The organism is Marinobacter psychrophilus, assembly GCF_001043175.1.
GTDB lineage: Bacteria > Pseudomonadota > Gammaproteobacteria > Pseudomonadales > Oleiphilaceae > Marinobacter > Marinobacter psychrophilus.
In genome coordinates, this window is sequence record NZ_CP011494.1 from 1,663,497 (window position 1) to 1,681,453 (window position 17,957).

Genomic DNA, 17,957 nt, shown 5'->3' on the forward strand with positions numbered 1-17,957 from the left:
CCGGGCGGCATGTTATTTAGCGTTGGATCGTACTTAGCGTTAGAGAGAACTCAGCATCAGATTACTTTTTTGCGTAGGACACTGGTAATGGCTTCGCCCAGAATAACAAGAACAATGATGGCCAACAGGATTGTGGCAACTGTCTGCCAGGCAAACAGGTCGATCGACCCCTGCAGCAACACTCCGATACCGCCGGCGCCCACCAGGCCCAAAACGGTAGATTCACGGATATTGATGTCCCAGCGCAGAATAATGATGGCAAAAAATGCCGGCATTACCTGAGGCACAATCGCGTAAAGCACCACCTTCATTTTACTGGCGCCCGTTGCCTGCATGGCTTCTACCGGGTTGCGATCAATCTCTTCAATGGCTTCGCCCATCAGCTTGCCAATGAACCCGATGGACCGGAACATAACCGCCAGAATGCCGGCCAGCACGCCGGGGCCAAAAATCGCCACAAACAGCAGTGCCCATATAATGGTGTTTACTGAACGGCTGGATACCAGAATAAACCGGCCAAGCCACAGCGTTGCCTTGTTCGGCGTTGTATTCTGCGCTGCAATATAGGACACCGGTAAGGCGATGAATATCGTCAGCATGGTCGACAGCGTAGCAATATGAACGGTTTCCAACATGGCATTGAAAATCGCATCCCACCGACTGAATTCCGGCGGCCACATGCGTGACCCCAGGCTTTGTATCTGATTAGGAGCGTCCCACACCCAGGGCCAGAAAATATCGATGTCTTTTATCGCCCAGACAACGGCCACCAAAGTCGCCAGGTAGATCCCGTAGCGGATCAACTGCTCTTTTCGGTCATAGCGTGACCAGACGTGGTCTTTCAGTTTTGCAGCATGATCTACCATACTTTTTTCCTCACCCATCCGCTGAACCCTTCACTGATCAAAATGATCGCGATGATCATCAGCAGAATGGCAAATGCGAAATCGTAGTCGTAGCGTCCAAAGGCGTTCATCAGCGTGCCACCAATACCGCCTGCACCTACAATACCGACCACCGCCGAAGCGCGAAGGTTGCTGTCCAGCTGGTACATAGACAGACCTATCTGGCGTGGCATAATCTGTGGAAAAACCCCAAAGACCAGTATTTTAAAATAACCGGCACCCACCGAGCGCATAGCTTCAACCTGACCCCAGTCGATCTCTTCGATTTCCTCAGCCAATAACTTGGCCACAAAGCCGATGGAATACAGGGTTAGGGTGAGAATGCCTGCCAGCGGGCCAAAACCGACCGCGGCGACAAAAAGAATGGCCACGATAACCGGATGAAAGCTGCGGGATATAACAATCAGCGCACGTCCCAACAGATAAATAGGCAAGGGCGCCACATTTTTAGCGGCCATCACCGCGATGGGCAGCGACAGACCAACACCCATCAGGGTTGCCAGAAAGGCAATCTGGAAACTTTCCTTGAACCCGGTCCATAACAAACTTCCACGCTCGAAACTGGGCGGAAAAGCGCCACCGAAAATTCGAGCGGCACGGGGCAACCCCTCGGAAACCCGCTCCCAATTGAACGGCAAGGTTGAAAATGCCCAGTATAGGTAGGTCAGGGCTATGGCGATCAAACCATAGCGAACCCAGGGGTTTGCTATGAACGGTGGCTTTTTCCAGACCCTGCCTGACGGGGTGTCGGCTCCGGTTTTGACGCGTGTCATGCCGAAGCCTCCTGATCCTGAGATGCTTTCTTTCCTGAGTCCTCACCATCTTCTTCCGGTGATTCGATACCACCGTATATGGCGTCTAGCGCATCCTGGTTGAAATCTTTGGGCTCACCGTCAAAAATCATCTGGCCGTGGCGCATACCCACAATGCGGTCTGTATACATTCGCGCCTGGGTCACGTTGTGAATGTTGATCAACACCGGCAGTGACATTTCACTCGCCAGGCTTTGCAACAAACTCATGATTTGCTGCGACGTTTTTGGGTCTAGCGAGGCGGTTGGCTCGTCGGCCAGCAAAATCTCCGGCTCCTGCATCAGCGCACGAACCACTGCAACACGCTGCCGCTCGCCACCCGATAGCTGGTCTGCGCGTTTGTCGGCGTATTGGGCAATACCCACACGCTCCATCAAGCTGAAGGCACGATCGATGTCAGTTTGCGGAAAGCGGCGGGTTAACGCCTGGAAAAAAGACACGTAACCCAAGCGCCCGGACAGCACGTTCTCCATAACCGTTAAACGATCAATCAGGTTAAAACCCTGAAAGACCATACCGATGCGTCGGCGAGAATGACGCAATGCACTTCCGCGAAGATTGACCAACTCGTGGCCGTTTAGCTTGATCGAACCCGATGTCGGTTCGACCAACCGGTTGATGCAGCGCAACAGGGTGCTTTTCCCGGCACCTGAAGCGCCAACAATGGAAACAACACTGCTGCCATCGACCGTCAAATCAAGACCTTTGAGCACGGGGTCGTTCTGCCCGTATCGCTTGACGAGGTTGGTAATCTCTAACATGTGATTAACTCCGGATAGAGCCTCTGACGGATTAGCCAGAGGCTCCGGTTTTCTTATTGAAGATTATCGGGGGTGTACTGAACGCCATTGGACGCCTGAATGGTGCGAATGACGCGCCAGTTGTCCTTATAGGTGATCGGAATGAACGTTTCGACGCCTTCAAACTCGTCACCCAGCTCGGTGCCGGCGAATTTAAAGGTGTAGAAAGCCTCGCGAACTTTTTCAACCAGGTCAGGGTGTAAGTTGTGAGCATGGTTATAAGACGTTGTCGGGAAACGATCTGATTCCCACACCAAGCGCACATCTTCTACGTCATACAGCCCACGAGCGGCCATACGTTCTACCACTTCTGAGGCAACTGGAGCAGCATCGTAGTCGCGAGCGACCACACCCAGCATGGATTGATCGTGGCTGCCCGAAAAAGAAATTTCGTAGTCTTCACCCGGTACTATTCCAAGCTCCGGAAACAGTGCTCTGGGTGCCTGGTTGCCGGAATTAGAGGTGGGTGATGTGTGCGCAACCCGCTTGCCTTTGAGGTCTTTCATTTCAAAAATGTCAGAACTGCTGTGGGTGAAAACCTGCAAGGTATAGCCAAATTGACCCGTGTCTGAACCCATCAGCGCAAAGGGAACTGCACCGGCAAGGTTAACGGCGAAAGGTGTTGGGCCCGTGGAAAAGCCGGCAATGTGCAGGCGCCCACTGCGCATGGCTTCTACTTGGGCAGAATTAGATTGTACTGCGAAGAAACGAACTTCTTTACCGGTCACTTTTGCCAGGTGATCAATGAATGGCTGCCAGATATCCGAATAAATGGCCGGATCTTCAACAGGCGTGTAGGCAAAAATCAAGGTATCGGGATTAACCCACTCTGACTCATCCGCTGGCAAGTCGGCGACCATGTCGCCGTTTGCATCGCAGTACATGGCGTCGAGTGCGCCTCGTTCACAGTCCGCCAGAGCCGGGCTGCTGAAAGCAAACAGTAAAGCCGAGGCCGCCAGGGTGACGGACGGCAAGGTGCTGGAAAACAACTTTTTCTGCATATTCATCGAGATGCTCCACTGGAAACGGTCCTGCATGAGAGCCTCATGCCTTGAATTGAACATCCTGAAAGGACCCGTTCCGCTAGATTGTTGTTATAAGATGTTCAATTGAACCCTCATAGTAGCAGTAAAGCACCATTAGGCAAGGTACGTATGTCTGCAATGAGACTATTTGGCGGAGAAACCGTGGCGAAAGGTGTTCAATTGAATGTTGAGGTGCATTTTGAACGCGTGAGCATTAGGCAATGTGGTCCGCCAGGCCTGTGAATTGCGTATTCTTTACCCTAAGCTTTCACCAATACATTGGCAGAACAAGGCGGTTTGCAAAAGCGTATGTCTGACAAAGAGCTCCGGAAAAAATCCGATAAACAGTCGATCGACCAGTTTATCCACCAAATCCGTAAGTTGCCCAAGCAAGATGGAGGGCCGAGTGGTCAGCAGGGCCGGCTGATTTTTGCTCTGGATGCTACCGCTAGCAGAGAGGCTACCTGGGATCAGGCTTGCCACTTGCAGAGCGAGCTTTTTCTGGCGACCCGTGATTTGGGAGGCCTGGCCATTCAGCTGTGTTACTACCGCGGTTATGGGGAATTTAAGGCCACGAGGTTTGTTAACCAGACCAGCCAACTACTCAAGCTGATGAACGGCGTGTCCTGCTTGGGTGGCCGTACTCAGATTCATCGGGTTTTGGCACACGCCAGGGAAGAAACCCGGGCAAAGGCCGTAAAAGTGGTGGTGTTTATCGGAGATTGTTGTGAGGAGCCGGTAGACGAGCTTTGCCACATCGCTGGCGAGCTGGGCATGCTGCGTACCCCGGTGTTCATGTTCCTTGAGGGTGCCGATGCAAACGCCAAGGCGGTGTTTCAGCAGGTTGCCAAACTATCGGGTGGCGCCTACGCACCCTTTAACAGCAACAGTCCGCAAATGCTGAAGGATCTTATGGCTGCTGTGGCGGTCTATGCTTCCGGGGGAGTGAAAGCGCTGCAGGACTATTCCAGCCGCAGCTCGCCAGAAGTTAAGCGCTTGACTCAACAAATTCGTTAGCGCTTGTTTCAATTAACCGGTGGGTCAATCGGCCCGAGGTATCCGAGTGCTATTAGTGCTTTTGATTACTGTGATGACCGTTGTTGCCTGGGCCTGGCTGCGTAACCAGCCGCCTAGCCAGCAGAAACCGGCTATTGTCAAGCTGGTGGTAATTGCCGCTGTTGTGACGGTGGTCCTAATGGCTATTACCGGTCGCCTACCCATTTTGTTTGCGATGATGGCTTTTCTTTTCCCCCTGCTACGCCGGGTGCTACCTTCGCTGTTGATGGGGCGTCTGTCGGGCTTGATGGGAAGCAGCCAGGCAAAGGCACAGCCGGGCAACCAATCCCACGTTTCCAGCGATATCTTCAAAATGACTCTGGACCACGACTCCGGAGATATGACCGGTGAAATATTGAAAGGCGCCATGGCCGGGCGCGTGCTGGCGGATTTGGCCGAGAGTGAGTTCATCGGGTTGCTGCAGTACTGCCGGGATCAAGATGAGGATTCTGCCCGACTTTTAGAAACCTATTTAGACCGCCGCTTCGGAGACTCCTGGCGCACTGACGATCCGGCTGGCGATGACAGTGCCCAAAACGGTGAACAAGACAGCGAACGCGAGAGGTCGACCAGCAACGGCACCCTGACCGACAGTGAGGCTTTGGACATTCTGGGATTGGTGGCCGGTGCCAACCGGGACGAGATTGTGCAGGCTCATCGTAGAATGATGCAGAAAATGCACCCGGACCGTGGCGGAAGTAACTACCTTGCTGCTCGTGTTAACGAAGCCAAAGAGCGTCTTTTGAGTTGAGGAAAACTAATTGAAAACAAAGAAATTCTCACCAGAGAGCTTCATTGCCCCGGTGAATTCCAAAAATGTTTCTGGGCATTAAAATAGTGCAGTGCTAATAAGGCAAGCAAAGCGAAGACAATGGGATATAGCGTAATGTCTTTTAATTGTTGAAGTTTGTCACTTCGGCCAGAGACCGGGGCGGAATGGGTTTGACGGTTGTTGAAATGTAAGTTGCATGAGAAAAATAAATCTGTCTTTGTTTAGCGCTGTTGCGGATATTCACTCGTGTTACTCAGGAGTCGGTGCATTTAGCCAAGAGGTGATCCGGCAACTCCGGGAGCATTTCTTTGAGCAAACCGATTAATCGGTTGTTCGTCCATTTTTGTTTATACGCCAGTCCAAAATGATAGTTAAAGGCGGGCTTGAACGGCTTGATCAGTAGGTCATCGCGGGTTACCTGGTGGTCGTAGGCTGTGATGGGGTTGATCAGGGTGATGCCGACACCGTTGGCGACCAGCGAGTAAATGGCAGCGATGTTGGCTTCGGTTTTGCCAGCAATGTGAATGTTTTTCTGCGACAGTTCCAGTAGGAGCTGGTCGGCTGCCAGGTTGGGCTGGTTGGGAATGACCAGATGCTGGCCTTTCAGATCTTCTATTGTGATCACACTGGCTTTGGCCAGACTGTGGTTTTTAGGCATCAGACACACGGCTTCGGTTGAGATCAACTCATCAACCACCAGTGCCTGGCTGTTCACCGGCAGAGTCACGAATCCGACATCGAAATAACCCGCTTCAACCGCACGAACCACTTCCGGGCTGGGCATGATGTCCAGGTAGACGTTGTACTTGGGGTTGTCACGCAGAATGCGGGCGATGATTTTGGGGACATAGGCAAAACCCAAAGCCGGTGCTGAGGCAATGCGTATGCGCGAAGCGCCAAATTCACGCAGTGCCACAATGCTGTGCTTCATGTTCTCCAGGTTGCTCAGCAAACCAAGAATCTCACTATAGAGCTCATCGGCCTCAGGCAGAACGATCAGCCGCTTTTTGTGCCGCATGAACAGCGGAATTCCAATATTTTCTTCCAACTGTGCCAGAGATCGACTGACGCCAGACTGGGTAATGCCCAAATCCTTGGCGGTCTTTGTGGCGGTGCCAGTCTCATACAGCGTTTTAAAAATGAGCAAAGACTTCAGAGAGTTAAGATTTATATCGCTCATATTTTCTGGTCTCGAAGGGTGATGATTGAACTAAAACATGAGTGTAAGTCATCAAGTAATGAATAAACATTATGCATTGAAATTAATTTGTAGCTGTTCTTTAATGAAAACAGATCTAAAAAACCGATTTGTTTTCAAGGATGGTTAGTGCCATGTCCAACAATGCTTTGTTTTACCTGACCAGTAATGACATGCCACTTGTCAGCCATGCCGATGGTATCTATATCTGGGACACCACAGGTCAGCGTTACATCGATGCCTGCTCTGGTGCCATCACCTGTAATGTTGGTCACAACCACCCCACCGTAAAACGCGCCATGGTTGAGCAACTTGATAAGGTCGCTTTCAGCTATCGCACCCAGTTCGAAAGCCAGGTCGCGCTGGACCTGGCAAACCGCCTGGTCGGTCTGACTGACGGTGAGCTGGATAAAGTCTTCTTTGTCGGCAGTGGTTCAGAAGCGGTCGAGAGCGCGATCAAACTGGCGGTCCAGTATTTTGTTGCTCAAGGGCAGTCAGAGCGTTGCAAGTTTGTGTCGCTGCGCCCTTCGTATCATGGCAGTACCATGGGCGCACTGGGGTTAACGGGATACGAACCCCTGGAGGCACCGTATCGCTCGATCACTATTAGCTCGGTCAAGGTGCCCTCGCCAGACTTGTACCGTTTCCAGGAAACCAGTGTTGAAGAACACATTGCATCGGTTCTGGAACAGACCGAAAACGCCATTCTGGCCGCAGGCCCGGAGACAATTGCGGCCCTTGCGCTGGAGCCGGTTGGCGGTGCCAGCACCGGAGGGCGCATGGTCACCAAAGCGTATATGGAAGGGTTGCGGGCTTTGTGTGATCGCTATGGTTTTCTGTTCATCATGGACGAAGTGCTCAGCGGCATGGGTCGCACCGGCGCCTGGTTTGCCTACCAGCACTTTGGTGTGGTGCCTGACATTCTGGCGCTGGCCAAAGGGCTCGGTTCTGGTTACTACCCCATAGCGGCCATGATGGCGCGTCAGGAGCTGGTTAACGAGGTGAATCGCAGTGGCGGTTTCATGCACGGTCATACCTACGCCGGCAACCCTTTGGCTTGTGCCACGGGCCTTGCTGTCATTGGTGTAATGGACTCGGAGCAACTGGTCAACAATGCGGTAGAGCAGGGTGCCTATCTTCGTCAGCAGCTCGACCAACTGGCTCTCAAGTATGACTGTATTGGCAATGTGCGAGGCATCGGCTTGTTGCAGGGAGTGGAACTTGTGCAGGACAAGGCCAGCCAGCAGCCATTTCCGGCATCGTTCAATGCCTTCGAAAAGCTTACCGCCTTGGCTAAAGCCCGTGGCTTGCTTATTTATCCCAGGCGTTGCCTGAATGGTCTAGAGGGGGATCATGTGTTGATTACGCCGCCGCTGACCGTTACCGCTGCGGACATTGACGACATAATCGCCTTGCTGGATGACAGCTTGGCCGCCTTCGAGCAGGTGTCGCTGAGGCAGGAAGTCTGTTCATGAAAAAAAACCAGACCCTGGAAAACGCCATCGCCGCCATACCCTCCGGGGCTGTGGTCATGGTGGGTGGCTTTGGCAATCCGGGCACGCCTTTCAGCCTGATCAACGAGCTGGTGCGTCAGGGACAGAGCGACCTGACGCTTATCAAGAACGATGCCAATGAACCCGGCCATGGCTTGAGCCGGTTGATGGAGAACGGCCAGGTGCGCAAGCTGATTACCACGCACATCGGCCTGAACAAACGCGTGATTGATCTGATGAACAAGGGCGTACTCGAGGTCGAGTTTCATCCCCAGGGCATGCTGGCCGAAAAGATTCGTACCGCCGGTGCCGGCAGCTTTGGTTTTCTCACCGACATTGGCATCGATTCTGAAATTACCCGGTCTGAAGATCTGCTCGACTGGCAAGGTCAGACCTACAAGGTCGAGATGGCGTTGTCGGCTGACTATGCGCTCATCCATGCCGCACAGGCTGACTGGCTCGGCAATCTGCTTTATCGGGGCTCGGCTATCAACTTCAGCCCGCTGATGGCCATGGCTGCGAACCACGTCATTGTCGAGACGCCGGATCTCGGGGCGCCGGGCCGATTCAAGCCTGAGCAGGTGCATACGCCGGGTGCTTTTGTCGACAGCGTTGTACCGCTTGAATCACTCACCTCTGACTACGGAATTCTGGAACATCATGTCCGCCGCTGAACGCATTTTGAGTCGGGCGGTGAGTGAAATCATCCCGGGTAGCCTTGTCAATCTGGGCATTGGTTTGCCAACGCAGGTTATCCATTACCTGCCGGATGACTTCGATGTACAGATTCATTCGGAGAATGGCATTCTCGGCGCCTGGAAGCAGAGTGCTCCCGAGGTAATGGACCCCTTCCTCATTGACGCCGCCGGCGCTTATGTTTCCGTTCGGAAAGGCGCCAGCCTGTTCGACAGCGCTGTCTCTTTCGCAATCATTCGTCGCGCCCGGCTAGATCTAACCATGATTGGTGCCTTCGAAGTCGACGCGCTCGGCAACCTGGCCAACTGGAAAATTCCGGGCAAGTTTTCGCCCGGAATTGGGGGTGCCATGGAACTGGCCCAAAAGACGAAACGCATCGTTGTGTTGACGACCCATACCGACAAACAGGGGCGACCCAAGATCCTTAAAAATTGCCGGCTGCCGCTGACGGCCAAAACCTGTGTCAACCGCATAATTTCCGACCTGGCGGTAATGGACGTCACTGCGCAAGGCTTGGTGGTGCGTGAAAAGCTGGTCCAGATAAGTGACGCTGATTTGCAGGCCCAAACGGAAGCGGAGCTGACGTTTGCTACAAGGAAGGCCGAGTCATGACGTTGAAAGTCGGTGTTGACGCGTTCGCGGATTTGCCAGCAGATCGACTGTCACAGATATCCGGTATGAACCGGGAGCAGATGGATGCTTTTGCTTGCCGTTCGCACCAGCGAGCACACGAAGCGCAGCAACGGGGTTCTTTATTGATGAAATACTGCCCACAACCGTGGCAGAGGGTGAGTCATGTGCACAAGATGCGTGCATCCGACCAGGCAGCGAGCCTCAGGTACTGGCCCAGCTGTCATCGGCTTTCACTGCAAAATGGCGGTGTTCTGGCTATCGGACACCTGCTGGGTGCAATTGGTGTTCGTCTGGCCGGTACCTTGGCACGGTCGCTGCAGGTAGCGCAAAGTCTTTACGGCGCCGCCGCTGCCTGCATTGGCGGCAATCAGGGCATTGCCATGTTGATTGAGTGAGTTTGAGGATAAAACTTAAGGAGAAACGAATAGGAGGTAACCACAGCAACAAGAAAAGTAGTCTAAATTATAAGCAATCTGAAAGAGTTAAAGCGATCAGTCCTGGCTTAACAGGTGCGGTCATTAACCAGTGTGAAGAGGTGTGATGCACCGATGTGTGCATTGCTTTATAGAAAGGTCTGAACAGGAAGAAGAATATGAAGGCTCTTACTAGAAAGTTTTCTCAATCTCTGGCTGTCGTAGCAATAGTGGCAGGTGCAGCGGCCATGGTGGCCATGCCGACGCAGGCGCGTGATCTGGATGAAATTCGTAACGACGTATTTCAGGTGGTCAACTCCGGTGCTTACCCTCCCTTCAGTTACGTCGACACCCAGGGCAATCTGGTTGGCCTTGATGTCGACATGGCCGAGGCTCTGGCGGCAAAGATGGGTGTCGAGGTTAATGTGCAGTCATCCCCCTGGAGCGGCATTATCGCCGCCATGGTCGGTGGCCGCTTCGATGCCTGCATCTGCAGCATGAGCGACACAGAAGAGCGTAGGAAGGCAATTGACTTTTCCGACTCCTACTACAGCGCCGGTCTGTCAGTTTGGGTGCAAGGCGGCACCGACGATATTAGCAGCATCGACGACTTTGCCGGCAAGACTGTCGGTTCCACTCTGGGCGAAACCGGTAACCAGTGGGCGGTGGAAAATGGTGAAGGCAAATGGCGTAACCAGACCTTTCAGGGTCTGCCCAGCATGATGACTGGCCTGACCACAGGCCGTATCGATCTCATGATTGCCGATGACGTGCCCGTGCTGGTTGCCATGCAGGAAAATGCGCCTGACATCAAGATGGTAGACGTTGGTGAATTGCCACGCTGGCCTGCCGCTATTTCGGTTCAGAAAAACAAGCCTGAACTGCTTGCGGCGCTGAACGTTGCGCTGGCAGAAATCAAGGCTGATGGAACTTACCAGACCATTGTCGACAAGTGGATTGGCAAGGGCGCTAACATCGAGTAACGGCTCGGCAAGGGGGTGATCCAGACGCAACCAATGCATCAGGGTTCACCCTTCACCTCGTCCCCCGAGTCAACACGGCGGATGTTGTATCACCGACAACAGCAAAAAAGGTAAGACCATGGATTTCAATTTGATGGTCGAGGTTACGCCCTTGTTGATCGAGGCGGCCTGGGTCACGATCGATGTTTCTGCTCGTTCAATGTTCTTTGGATTCTTTGTCGCCTGCGGCCTCGTGTTCTTGCAATCTTTTCGCTTTGCACCTATCCGCTGGTTTGCCAGAGGTTATATCAGCGTGGTTCGCGGGACACCCTATTTCGTCCAGTTGTTGCTGGTATTTTATGGCGGCCCCAGTATTGGCTTCAGGCTTGACCCCATTATGTGTGGTGTCTTCGTAGGCGCTTTCAATATTGGCGCCTATATGAGCGAAGCGATTCGCGGCTCCATCGAGTCCGTGGATAGTGGTCAGACCGAAGCCGCCAGATCCGTGGGATTTGGCAAGGTACAAACGATGGTGTCTATCGTGTTGCCGCAAGCCGCCCCACTGATGATTCGTTCAGTCGGGGTGTTGGCCATTGTACTGGTGAAAAACTCCTCTCTGGTTTCCATCATCTCCGTGGTTGAATTGACGTATCAGGCTCAGCGGTTGATTGGTTCGACCTACAAACCGCTGGAGATTTTCACTCTCAGTGCACTGATGTACATCGTCATTGTCTACGCGGTGATGGGCATCATCGAACTGGCCTATCGTCGCGCAACGCGTTACACAACCCAATAAAAGGACGCAGAGATGGAATTTGATTTCGGTCCGGTAATGACTTACTTCCCAACCTTGTTGAAAGGCCTCGGTGTTGGTTCTTTGGTGGCCGTCGCTGTTGCCTTTCTGTCGGTTGTGGGTGGCCTGGTGGTGGCCGTGATCTCCATTTATATCAATAAGGTCGTGAGCTGGCCATTGCGCTTCTTTATCTGGCTGTTCATGACGACGCCATTGCTGTTACAACTTTACTTTTTGTATTTTGGCCTCGGTGAATGGATTCTGATTCCCGCCATCCTGGTTGGCATACTTGGGCTGGGTTTTCACTACATGGCTTACAACGCCGATATTTTTATTGCCACCATCAAGACAGTTTCCGATGGTCAGTACGAAGCTTCACGGTCGATAGGCTTTGGCCATATCGCCACCATTTTCTACATCATTGTTCCCCAGGCCTTTATTCGCGCGATCCCGCAACTGGGCAACAATATGATTTTAATGGTGAAAGATACGTCGGTCTTATCCGCTATCGGTGTGGCTGAGCTGGTGCATGCCTCCCAGTATGCAATCAGCGTAACGTTCCGGCCGTTCGAGTTTTTCATCGTTATCGCTCTGTTGTATTACGTAATCAATATCTTTATGGAGCTAGGCCAGGCCTGGCTGGAGCGGCAGACGGCCTATCGTCGCTAAACCCTAATCTTTGACAGCATAAAAGGCGGTAGAGCCCGTGAAAACTGAGCATCAAACCGACACTCCGATGGTCGAGATCCGCAATGTACACAAGCGTTTTGGCGATCTGGAAGTTTTAAAAGGTATCGACCTGACGGTCAACCGCGGAAAGATCGTATCCATCATTGGCCCTTCCGGTTCTGGCAAGAGCACTTTGTTACGTTCGGTGAACCAACTGGAGGTGATTGACCAGGGTGAGATTCTTCTCGACGGCGTTCAAGTGAATCGGCCCGATATGAACGGCCTCGCATTTGAACGGCACATCAACCACATTCGCCAGAATATGGGCATGGTGTTTCAACACTTCAATCTGTTTCCTCATCTGTCTACGATTGACAATGTCACCTTGGGGCCACGCAAGCTGAAAGGCATGGATAAAAAAATGGCTCGAGAATTCGGTATGGAGTTGCTTGACCGGGTTGGCCTTGCCGAGAAAGCCGAGGTGTTTCCCAACCATTTGTCGGGCGGTCAAAAGCAACGGGTGGCGATTGCCCGGGCGCTGGCGATGCAGCCCAAGGTGATGTTGTTTGACGAGGCGACCTCAGCCCTGGATCCGGAGCTGGTCGAGGAAGTTAACCGGGTAATGCGCGGCCTGGCAGAAGAACATATGACCATGTTGATCGTGACACACGAGATGACATTTGCGCGCGATGTGTCGGACTGGGCCATGTTTATGGACGGAGGGGTTGTTGTTGAAGAATGCGCCCCGGAGAAGCTGTTCAGCAATCCGGATCAGGAGCGCACGTGCAACTTCCTGCGCAAACACCTCGGCAATAATCACTAGGCGCTGCGCTGTGAAATATGTTTGCCATAAGGCGCAATCTCTTCACGCGCCCAAGCATTTTTTTCTTCGCGGTCAATCTGCGCCTGCCCATAAAGATGACCCGCTGGCCGGGATGACGCTGGAAACCAAGGATTTTTACCGAATTGGCCAGCGTTATGCCGGTGTCGCGAGTGATTTGCTCCAGGCATCAATCAACTCGCGTTGATGCGGCTGCAGCGCCTGATAGCCCCAGACCGCAATTTCCTCATTTTGCGGGTCTGGCACCCGGGTATCGCTGTCCGCCAGCGCTGCGATCGCCGCATGACCACATAACGGAGCATAGCCTTCCGAATAGCCACCCTCATGAACCATCACCAGGCGCCCATCGCAGACGTGCTCTGCCAGTTTTCGGATTTGTTCCGTCATTTGTGAAAACGCGCCACTGTTCAGCATCATTTTGCCCAGCGGATCCTTGGCGCAGGCATCGTAGCCGCAGGCAACAACAATCAGTTCAGGGCGAAAATCAGTCAGCGCAGGCAAGATCAACTGACTCATGGCATAGCGATACGCGCCAATGCCGCAACCGGGTGGCATTGGCGCATTAAGGTTATAGCCTAGCCCAGCTCCTTCACCCTGCTCTTCAAACGCTCCGGTATCTAACGGATAGTTACCGGCCTGATGGATCGACAGCGTGAACACATCGGGGTCATCGTAAAACGCACTCTGGGTGCCGTTGCCATGATGCACATCCCAGTCAAGCACCGCGACGCGCCCAATCTGACCCAGTGCCCGTGCACGCTTTATCGCGACGGGAATATTGCCCAGCAGGCAAAAACCCCGCCCGCGATCAGGCTCGGCATGATGCCCCGGCGGCCGGCAAAGCGCGTAGGCGCGGCGTCTTATACCCAGAGCTACATCCTCTACTGCGGCAATGGCCAGCCCCGCCGACTGTTTAGCCGCCGCCAGGCTGCCAGCGGTATAAGGTGCGCAATCGCCTCCGTCCCCACCACCCTGAAGATCGCCTTTTTCAAGTTCGTCCAGATAACGCCCGGTATGGAAATACTCGAGATCCCGGCGAGTAGCAGGCGGCGGTTTGACAACCACCAGCTCATCGATCAGCCCCGACACTTCCAAAAGGTTCTTGAGCCGACGTTTACTCTCCGGGCTTTCCGACGCAGGTTGAGGCTGTAGGAAAGCGCCCGCGGACGAAAACACACCAATGGCCCCGGGATCGTGCCAGAAACAGCGCTCATGCCAGTAAAATCCCGTTGTGTGAATCGCATCACTAGTAGCGGTTCGAGTCATTTCGCATCCTGTTGCTGATAGGTGAGCGCACGTTTTCCGCAGGATCACTTTTCGGTTCGAAAAAAAGCCATGTCACCGCGATTTAGGCCCAGTCGGCGGGCACGGTGTCCTGAGTATCTCACTGCCATGGCCCTTTTGCGGAACGCAGAATGGTATGGTACCTGTCGGCCAAAAAACAATCGACGAACTTTTTTAACGGGCTTTATCAACGGGTTTACCCAAAACCGTCCACTTTCAACTGGAGAATACTATGACGATTAATTACCTGGAGTCCGGCGCTCGGATGAGCCAAGTCACTGTCCATTTGGGCACCGTTTATACTGCCGGGCAGGTTGCCAGCGATGCCACCGCTGATGCCGCTGGCCAGACGCAGCAGATACTGGAAGGACTTGATCGCCTGCTGGCAGAAGCAGGCACTGATAAGTCCCACTTGCTATCCGCCTCTATCTGGGTGGCCGATATGGCTGACTTTGCTGGCATGAATAGCGCATGGGACAACTGGGTGACACCAGGCCGCACTCCAGTCAGAGTCTGTGTAGAGGCGCGTCTCGCCAAGCCTGAATGGAAAGTGGAAATCATGGTTATCGCGGCGCTACCGGAGTAATTCTATGCACGTTATCTCTGCAGAGGAAGTCGCGAGATCACTGCCGTGGCTACCTTTAATTGACAGGATTGGACAGGCCTTCCGGGAAGGTGTCGAGGCGCCGCCTCGCCATCACCATACGATCCAGCGAGATGATGGCGAGGCAACCATGCTGCTGATGCCCGCATGGGAACCGGACGGCTACATCGGGATGAAAATGGTGAACGTTTTCCCCCAGAATGCCGACAAGGGGCTGCCCGCTATTTCAGGGATTTACATGCTTTGTGACGGCGCCAATGGTCAACCGTTGGCCTGTTTCGATGGCAGCGAGCTGACTCGCCGGCGCACGGCTGCCGCCTCGGCACTGGCCAGCCGCGCGCTTTCTCGCGAGGCCTCCGAAACCCTATTGGTGATTGGCACGGGTAAACTGGCGCCGATGCTGATCGAGGCCCATGCCAGCGTGCGCCCCATCCGCAAGGTGATGGTGTGGGGCCGCAATCCTGATAAGGCGCAGGCCCTGGCAAACGAATACGCCCATTACAAAGGCGGAATGGTTCCCTTTGATAGCGTGTCAGCGATCACGGATCTACCGGCCAGTGCAGCCACTGCAGATATCATCAGCTGTGCCACCTTGTCGGATCAGCCCATCGTGCTGGGTACGTGGCTTTCACCCGGTTGCCACCTTGATCTGGTGGGCGCCTTCCGACGCACGATGCGAGAAACCGACAGCCACTGTATTGCCCGCGGTGAAGTCTATGTGGACACCTACGCAGGGGCCGAAGGTGAAGCTGGGGATCTCCATTTCGCCGCTGGGGAAGGCGTCTTCCGTTTCACTGATATTGCAGCCGATTTGGCGGAAGTCCTGCAAGGTCGTCATCCGGGCCGCTCCAGTGGCGACGCCATCACCGTTTTTAAATCGGTCGGTGCATCGTTGGAAGATCTGGCCGCCGCCATTGAAGTCTGGCAACGTGTTAAATAGTTCGACCTCTGGCGACAGGCGAATGGGCATTGATTGGCCCTATCGATGCTGTCGCTGAGCACACCACTCTGCCTTTTCTCTTTCCGCATTCAGAGCACACGTTGCAAGCGGGAATTGTTAAGGTGAGCTAGCCGTGATCCTTCTCGTTTTATGACTTTAGCATGGCTTGAACTAGCGTCTATAATTCTGGTTTCAGAGTGCAAAAACCTATGAAATGCATCACTAAAAAATAATTAGGGTGGGGGTATTTCGAGAAAATACGTTGACCCATGAAACCGTCAAACAGCGCCCGGGCGAATGATTTATGGCCTATTTTAACAAACACTACCACAGCCCGGGTACAGCACCCGGAACCCTGGTGGCCATTCAGAAACCGGTAACGCCGGTCACCATAAAGCTGATTGATTACACGGAGTCTTCGGTTGAGGAACTCCAACCTGCCTCTGCACGCGATTGTCGGCCATTTCTGGATCGGCAGAGCAAAACCTGGATTCAAGTAAACGGGCATATCGATCCAGATACCCTTCGAGATTTTGGCGAATTGTTTGACCTTCATGACCTGGCGCTGGAGGACATTATCAACAGTGGCCAACGCCCCAAAATCGAACTTTATGACGATCAGATTTTCATCATCGCGACATTGCCTGTTTACGATGGCCAGAATTTAGAGATGGTTCAGGTTAGCCTGTTTGTTGGAAAAAACTATTTGATCTGCTTTTGCCCTCTGGCGAACGACCCTTTTGAGCCGGTACGCAAGCGCATGCGACAACCCAACAACCGCCGCTTCGCTGACCGCGGGATTGATTATCTGCTGTACGCGCTGATGGATTTTATTATTGATGCCGGTTTTCCGGTACTGGAACAATTCGGCGGCCAGCTTGAAGCGCTTGAGGAGGAGTTGCTGGAGCGCCCGAGTCAGAAAACGCTGGCGTCATTGCATGAGCTTAAGCGCGAACTGCTGACCTTACGCCGGGTGCTCTGGCCCCAGCGGGAACTGATCACGACGCTCATGCGGGGTGAGGACGAGCTGATTCTGGCAAACACCCTGGTGTATTTCCGGGACTGTTACGACCACAGCATTCAGATTATCGAATTATTGGAAAGCTTTCGCGATATGGCGACCAGTATGCTGGATATCTACCTGTCCAGTATCAGCCAGCGCACCAATGAGACGATGCGGGTGTTGACGATTATCGCAACCATCTTCATTCCGCTGACGTTTGTGGTGGGTGTTTACGGCATGAATTTTGACCATCCGGGCAGCCCCTGGTCTATGCCGGAACTGGGCTGGTATTACGGCTACCCGATGGTCTGGGGCGCCATGATTTTAATCGTTCTGGGGTTGCTCTGGTTCTTCAAACGTAGGCACTGGATATAACCGACTGGGTCGGTTCTAACTTACTATAAATGCTTCCCACAGAGCCCTGAATGTAGCCCGCGTCGGTGACTGTTCTGTTGTTCTGCGATCGCAGCCAACAGGTTGGATACAGCGTCTTCCACGTTCCCATTGTTCTCGATCACAAGGCAGTTTGAAGGGAGTTGTTGTTCCAGCTCCCGGGCACGGCGAATACGCGCGTCGATCTGCTCAGCGCATTCCCGGCCGCGCATTACCAGGCGCTGTTGCAGCCGGTCGGGGTCGACACGGATCAGCACTGGAACAAGTGTGTCGCCATAATGCGACTGAGCCTCATCAAGATAGGCGCGGGATCCATTCACCAGTACCTGGCCACCGTGAGCAAGCCACTGGTCGATCTCGCGGCCGATTCCGTAGCGGAAACCATTGGCTGACCAGTGCATGGCAAAGGCATCTATGGCTACCCGTTGCTCGAACTCGGTGTCTGAAAGCCAGACATGGCGCTCTGTGCCGCCATCCGCCTTTCGGGTTATATAGCGGTGGGCCACAAGTGGCCTCATGTCATCGGTAGAGTCTCTCCGACAGCCTCGTAGTAGCGTATCCTTGCCCGCGCCTGACGCCCCCATAATGTAAAACAGGCGTCCTAACCCGGCCGCAAGCGGCTGTCTATTGTTTGATTCTGGCACCTTTCGCTCCTCAGTAGCGTC

20 protein-coding genes are annotated in these 17,957 nt (G+C 53.6%); 13 read left to right on the forward strand and 7 right to left on the reverse strand.

Features of this window, described 5'->3' with window-relative positions:
• Window positions 1-56: 56 nt before the first annotated feature.
• From phnE (ABA45_RS07385) to phnD, 4 genes are read right to left on the reverse strand one after another with little or no spacing between them, the layout of a single operon-like run.
• Window positions 57-866, reverse strand: a complete 810-nt coding sequence (gene phnE / locus ABA45_RS07385; protein ID WP_014870861.1) for a phosphonate ABC transporter, permease protein PhnE — start codon at window positions 864-866, stop codon at window positions 57-59.
• On the reverse strand, window positions 860-1,678 hold the full coding sequence (phnE, locus tag ABA45_RS07390; protein ID WP_048385009.1) for a phosphonate ABC transporter, permease protein PhnE: 819 nt from the start codon (window positions 1,676-1,678) through the stop codon (window positions 860-862). The genes phnE (ABA45_RS07385) and phnE (ABA45_RS07390) overlap by 7 nt, the downstream gene beginning before the upstream one ends.
• Window positions 1,675-2,478, reverse strand: a complete 804-nt coding sequence (phnC, locus tag ABA45_RS07395) for a phosphonate ABC transporter ATP-binding protein (RefSeq protein WP_048385011.1) — start codon at window positions 2,476-2,478, stop codon at window positions 1,675-1,677. Before phnC ends, phnE (ABA45_RS07390) begins: the two co-directional genes overlap by 4 nt.
• Window positions 2,479-2,531: 53 nt before the next feature.
• Entirely contained in the window at window positions 2,532-3,554 is a 1,023-nt protein-coding gene (gene phnD / locus ABA45_RS07400; protein ID WP_227506162.1) for a phosphate/phosphite/phosphonate ABC transporter substrate-binding protein, read from the reverse strand.
• A 297-nt stretch (window positions 3,555-3,851) separates the two neighbouring features.
• On the opposite strand from phnD, the gene ABA45_RS07405 reads away from it, so the two are divergent.
• Together ABA45_RS07405 and ABA45_RS07410 are read left to right on the forward strand one after the other, a co-directional pair.
• Window positions 3,852-4,559 carry a hypothetical protein gene (locus ABA45_RS07405; RefSeq protein WP_048385013.1) on the forward strand — a complete coding sequence of 236 codons (708 nt, stop codon included), beginning with the start codon at window positions 3,852-3,854 and terminating at the stop codon, window positions 4,557-4,559.
• 46 nt (window positions 4,560-4,605) lie between these two features.
• Complete coding sequence (locus ABA45_RS07410; protein ID WP_048385014.1) at window positions 4,606-5,349, forward strand: J domain-containing protein; 744 nt, start codon at window positions 4,606-4,608, stop codon at window positions 5,347-5,349.
• A gap of 274 nt (window positions 5,350-5,623) precedes the next feature.
• Here the strand turns inward: ABA45_RS07410 and ABA45_RS07415 are convergent, their stop codons facing one another.
• Window positions 5,624-6,550, reverse strand: a complete 927-nt coding sequence (locus ABA45_RS07415; RefSeq protein WP_048385016.1) for a LysR family transcriptional regulator — start codon at window positions 6,548-6,550, stop codon at window positions 5,624-5,626.
• A gap of 152 nt (window positions 6,551-6,702) precedes the next feature.
• Here ABA45_RS07415 and ABA45_RS07420 point away from each other — a divergent pair, with 152 nt between their 5' ends.
• The 8 genes from ABA45_RS07420 to ABA45_RS07455 all read left to right on the forward strand — a co-directional run bounded on the left by ABA45_RS07420 (window position 6,703) and on the right by ABA45_RS07455 (window position 13,050).
• Window positions 6,703-8,043, forward strand: a complete 1,341-nt coding sequence (locus ABA45_RS07420; RefSeq protein WP_048385018.1) for an aminotransferase family protein — start codon at window positions 6,703-6,705, stop codon at window positions 8,041-8,043.
• Window positions 8,040-8,735: a CoA transferase subunit A gene (locus ABA45_RS07425; RefSeq protein ID WP_048385020.1), complete on the forward strand. Its 696-nt coding sequence runs from the start codon at window positions 8,040-8,042 to the stop codon at window positions 8,733-8,735. The genes ABA45_RS07420 and ABA45_RS07425 overlap by 4 nt, the downstream gene beginning before the upstream one ends.
• Complete coding sequence (locus ABA45_RS07430; RefSeq protein WP_157035531.1) at window positions 8,722-9,369, forward strand: 3-oxoacid CoA-transferase subunit B; 648 nt, start codon at window positions 8,722-8,724, stop codon at window positions 9,367-9,369. The genes ABA45_RS07425 and ABA45_RS07430 overlap by 14 nt, the downstream gene beginning before the upstream one ends.
• Window positions 9,366-9,785: a hypothetical protein gene (locus ABA45_RS07435; RefSeq protein WP_048385022.1), complete on the forward strand. Its 420-nt coding sequence runs from the start codon at window positions 9,366-9,368 to the stop codon at window positions 9,783-9,785. The genes ABA45_RS07430 and ABA45_RS07435 overlap by 4 nt, the downstream gene beginning before the upstream one ends.
• 197 nt (window positions 9,786-9,982) lie before the next feature.
• Window positions 9,983-10,786: a transporter substrate-binding domain-containing protein gene (locus tag ABA45_RS07440; protein WP_048385024.1), complete on the forward strand. Its 804-nt coding sequence runs from the start codon at window positions 9,983-9,985 to the stop codon at window positions 10,784-10,786.
• A gap of 118 nt (window positions 10,787-10,904) precedes the next feature.
• Window positions 10,905-11,561, forward strand: coding sequence for an amino acid ABC transporter permease (locus tag ABA45_RS07445; RefSeq protein WP_048385026.1), 657 nt, complete (start codon window positions 10,905-10,907; stop codon window positions 11,559-11,561).
• A 12-nt stretch (window positions 11,562-11,573) separates the two neighbouring features.
• Window positions 11,574-12,227, forward strand: coding sequence for an amino acid ABC transporter permease (locus ABA45_RS07450; protein ID WP_048385029.1), 654 nt, complete (start codon window positions 11,574-11,576; stop codon window positions 12,225-12,227).
• Window positions 12,228-12,294: 67 nt separating this feature from the next.
• On the forward strand, window positions 12,295-13,050 hold the full coding sequence (locus tag ABA45_RS07455; protein ID WP_048388788.1) for an amino acid ABC transporter ATP-binding protein: 756 nt from the start codon (window positions 12,295-12,297) through the stop codon (window positions 13,048-13,050).
• A 153-nt stretch (window positions 13,051-13,203) separates the two neighbouring features.
• On the opposite strand, the gene ABA45_RS07460 is transcribed toward ABA45_RS07455, so the two are convergent.
• On the reverse strand, window positions 13,204-14,334 hold the full coding sequence (locus ABA45_RS07460; protein WP_048385030.1) for a class II histone deacetylase: 1,131 nt from the start codon (window positions 14,332-14,334) through the stop codon (window positions 13,204-13,206).
• A gap of 250 nt (window positions 14,335-14,584) precedes the next feature.
• On the opposite strand from ABA45_RS07460, the gene ABA45_RS07465 reads away from it, so the two are divergent.
• The 3 genes from ABA45_RS07465 to corA all read left to right on the forward strand — a co-directional run bounded on the left by ABA45_RS07465 (window position 14,585) and on the right by corA (window position 17,274).
• Window positions 14,585-14,938, forward strand: a complete 354-nt coding sequence (locus ABA45_RS07465; RefSeq protein WP_048385032.1) for a RidA family protein — start codon at window positions 14,585-14,587, stop codon at window positions 14,936-14,938.
• Window positions 14,939-14,942: 4 nt separating this feature from the next.
• Window positions 14,943-15,896 carry an ornithine cyclodeaminase family protein gene (locus ABA45_RS07470; RefSeq protein ID WP_048385034.1) on the forward strand — a complete coding sequence of 318 codons (954 nt, stop codon included), beginning with the start codon at window positions 14,943-14,945 and terminating at the stop codon, window positions 15,894-15,896.
• A gap of 304 nt (window positions 15,897-16,200) precedes the next feature.
• Window positions 16,201-17,274, forward strand: coding sequence for a magnesium/cobalt transporter CorA (gene corA, locus ABA45_RS07475; protein ID WP_048385036.1), 1,074 nt, complete (start codon window positions 16,201-16,203; stop codon window positions 17,272-17,274).
• A gap of 23 nt (window positions 17,275-17,297) precedes the next feature.
• On the opposite strand, the gene phnN is transcribed toward corA, so the two are convergent.
• Window positions 17,298-17,936, reverse strand: a complete 639-nt coding sequence (gene phnN / locus ABA45_RS07480; protein ID WP_053076134.1) for a ribose 1,5-bisphosphokinase — start codon at window positions 17,934-17,936, stop codon at window positions 17,298-17,300.
• Window positions 17,937-17,957 lie beyond the last annotated feature (21 nt).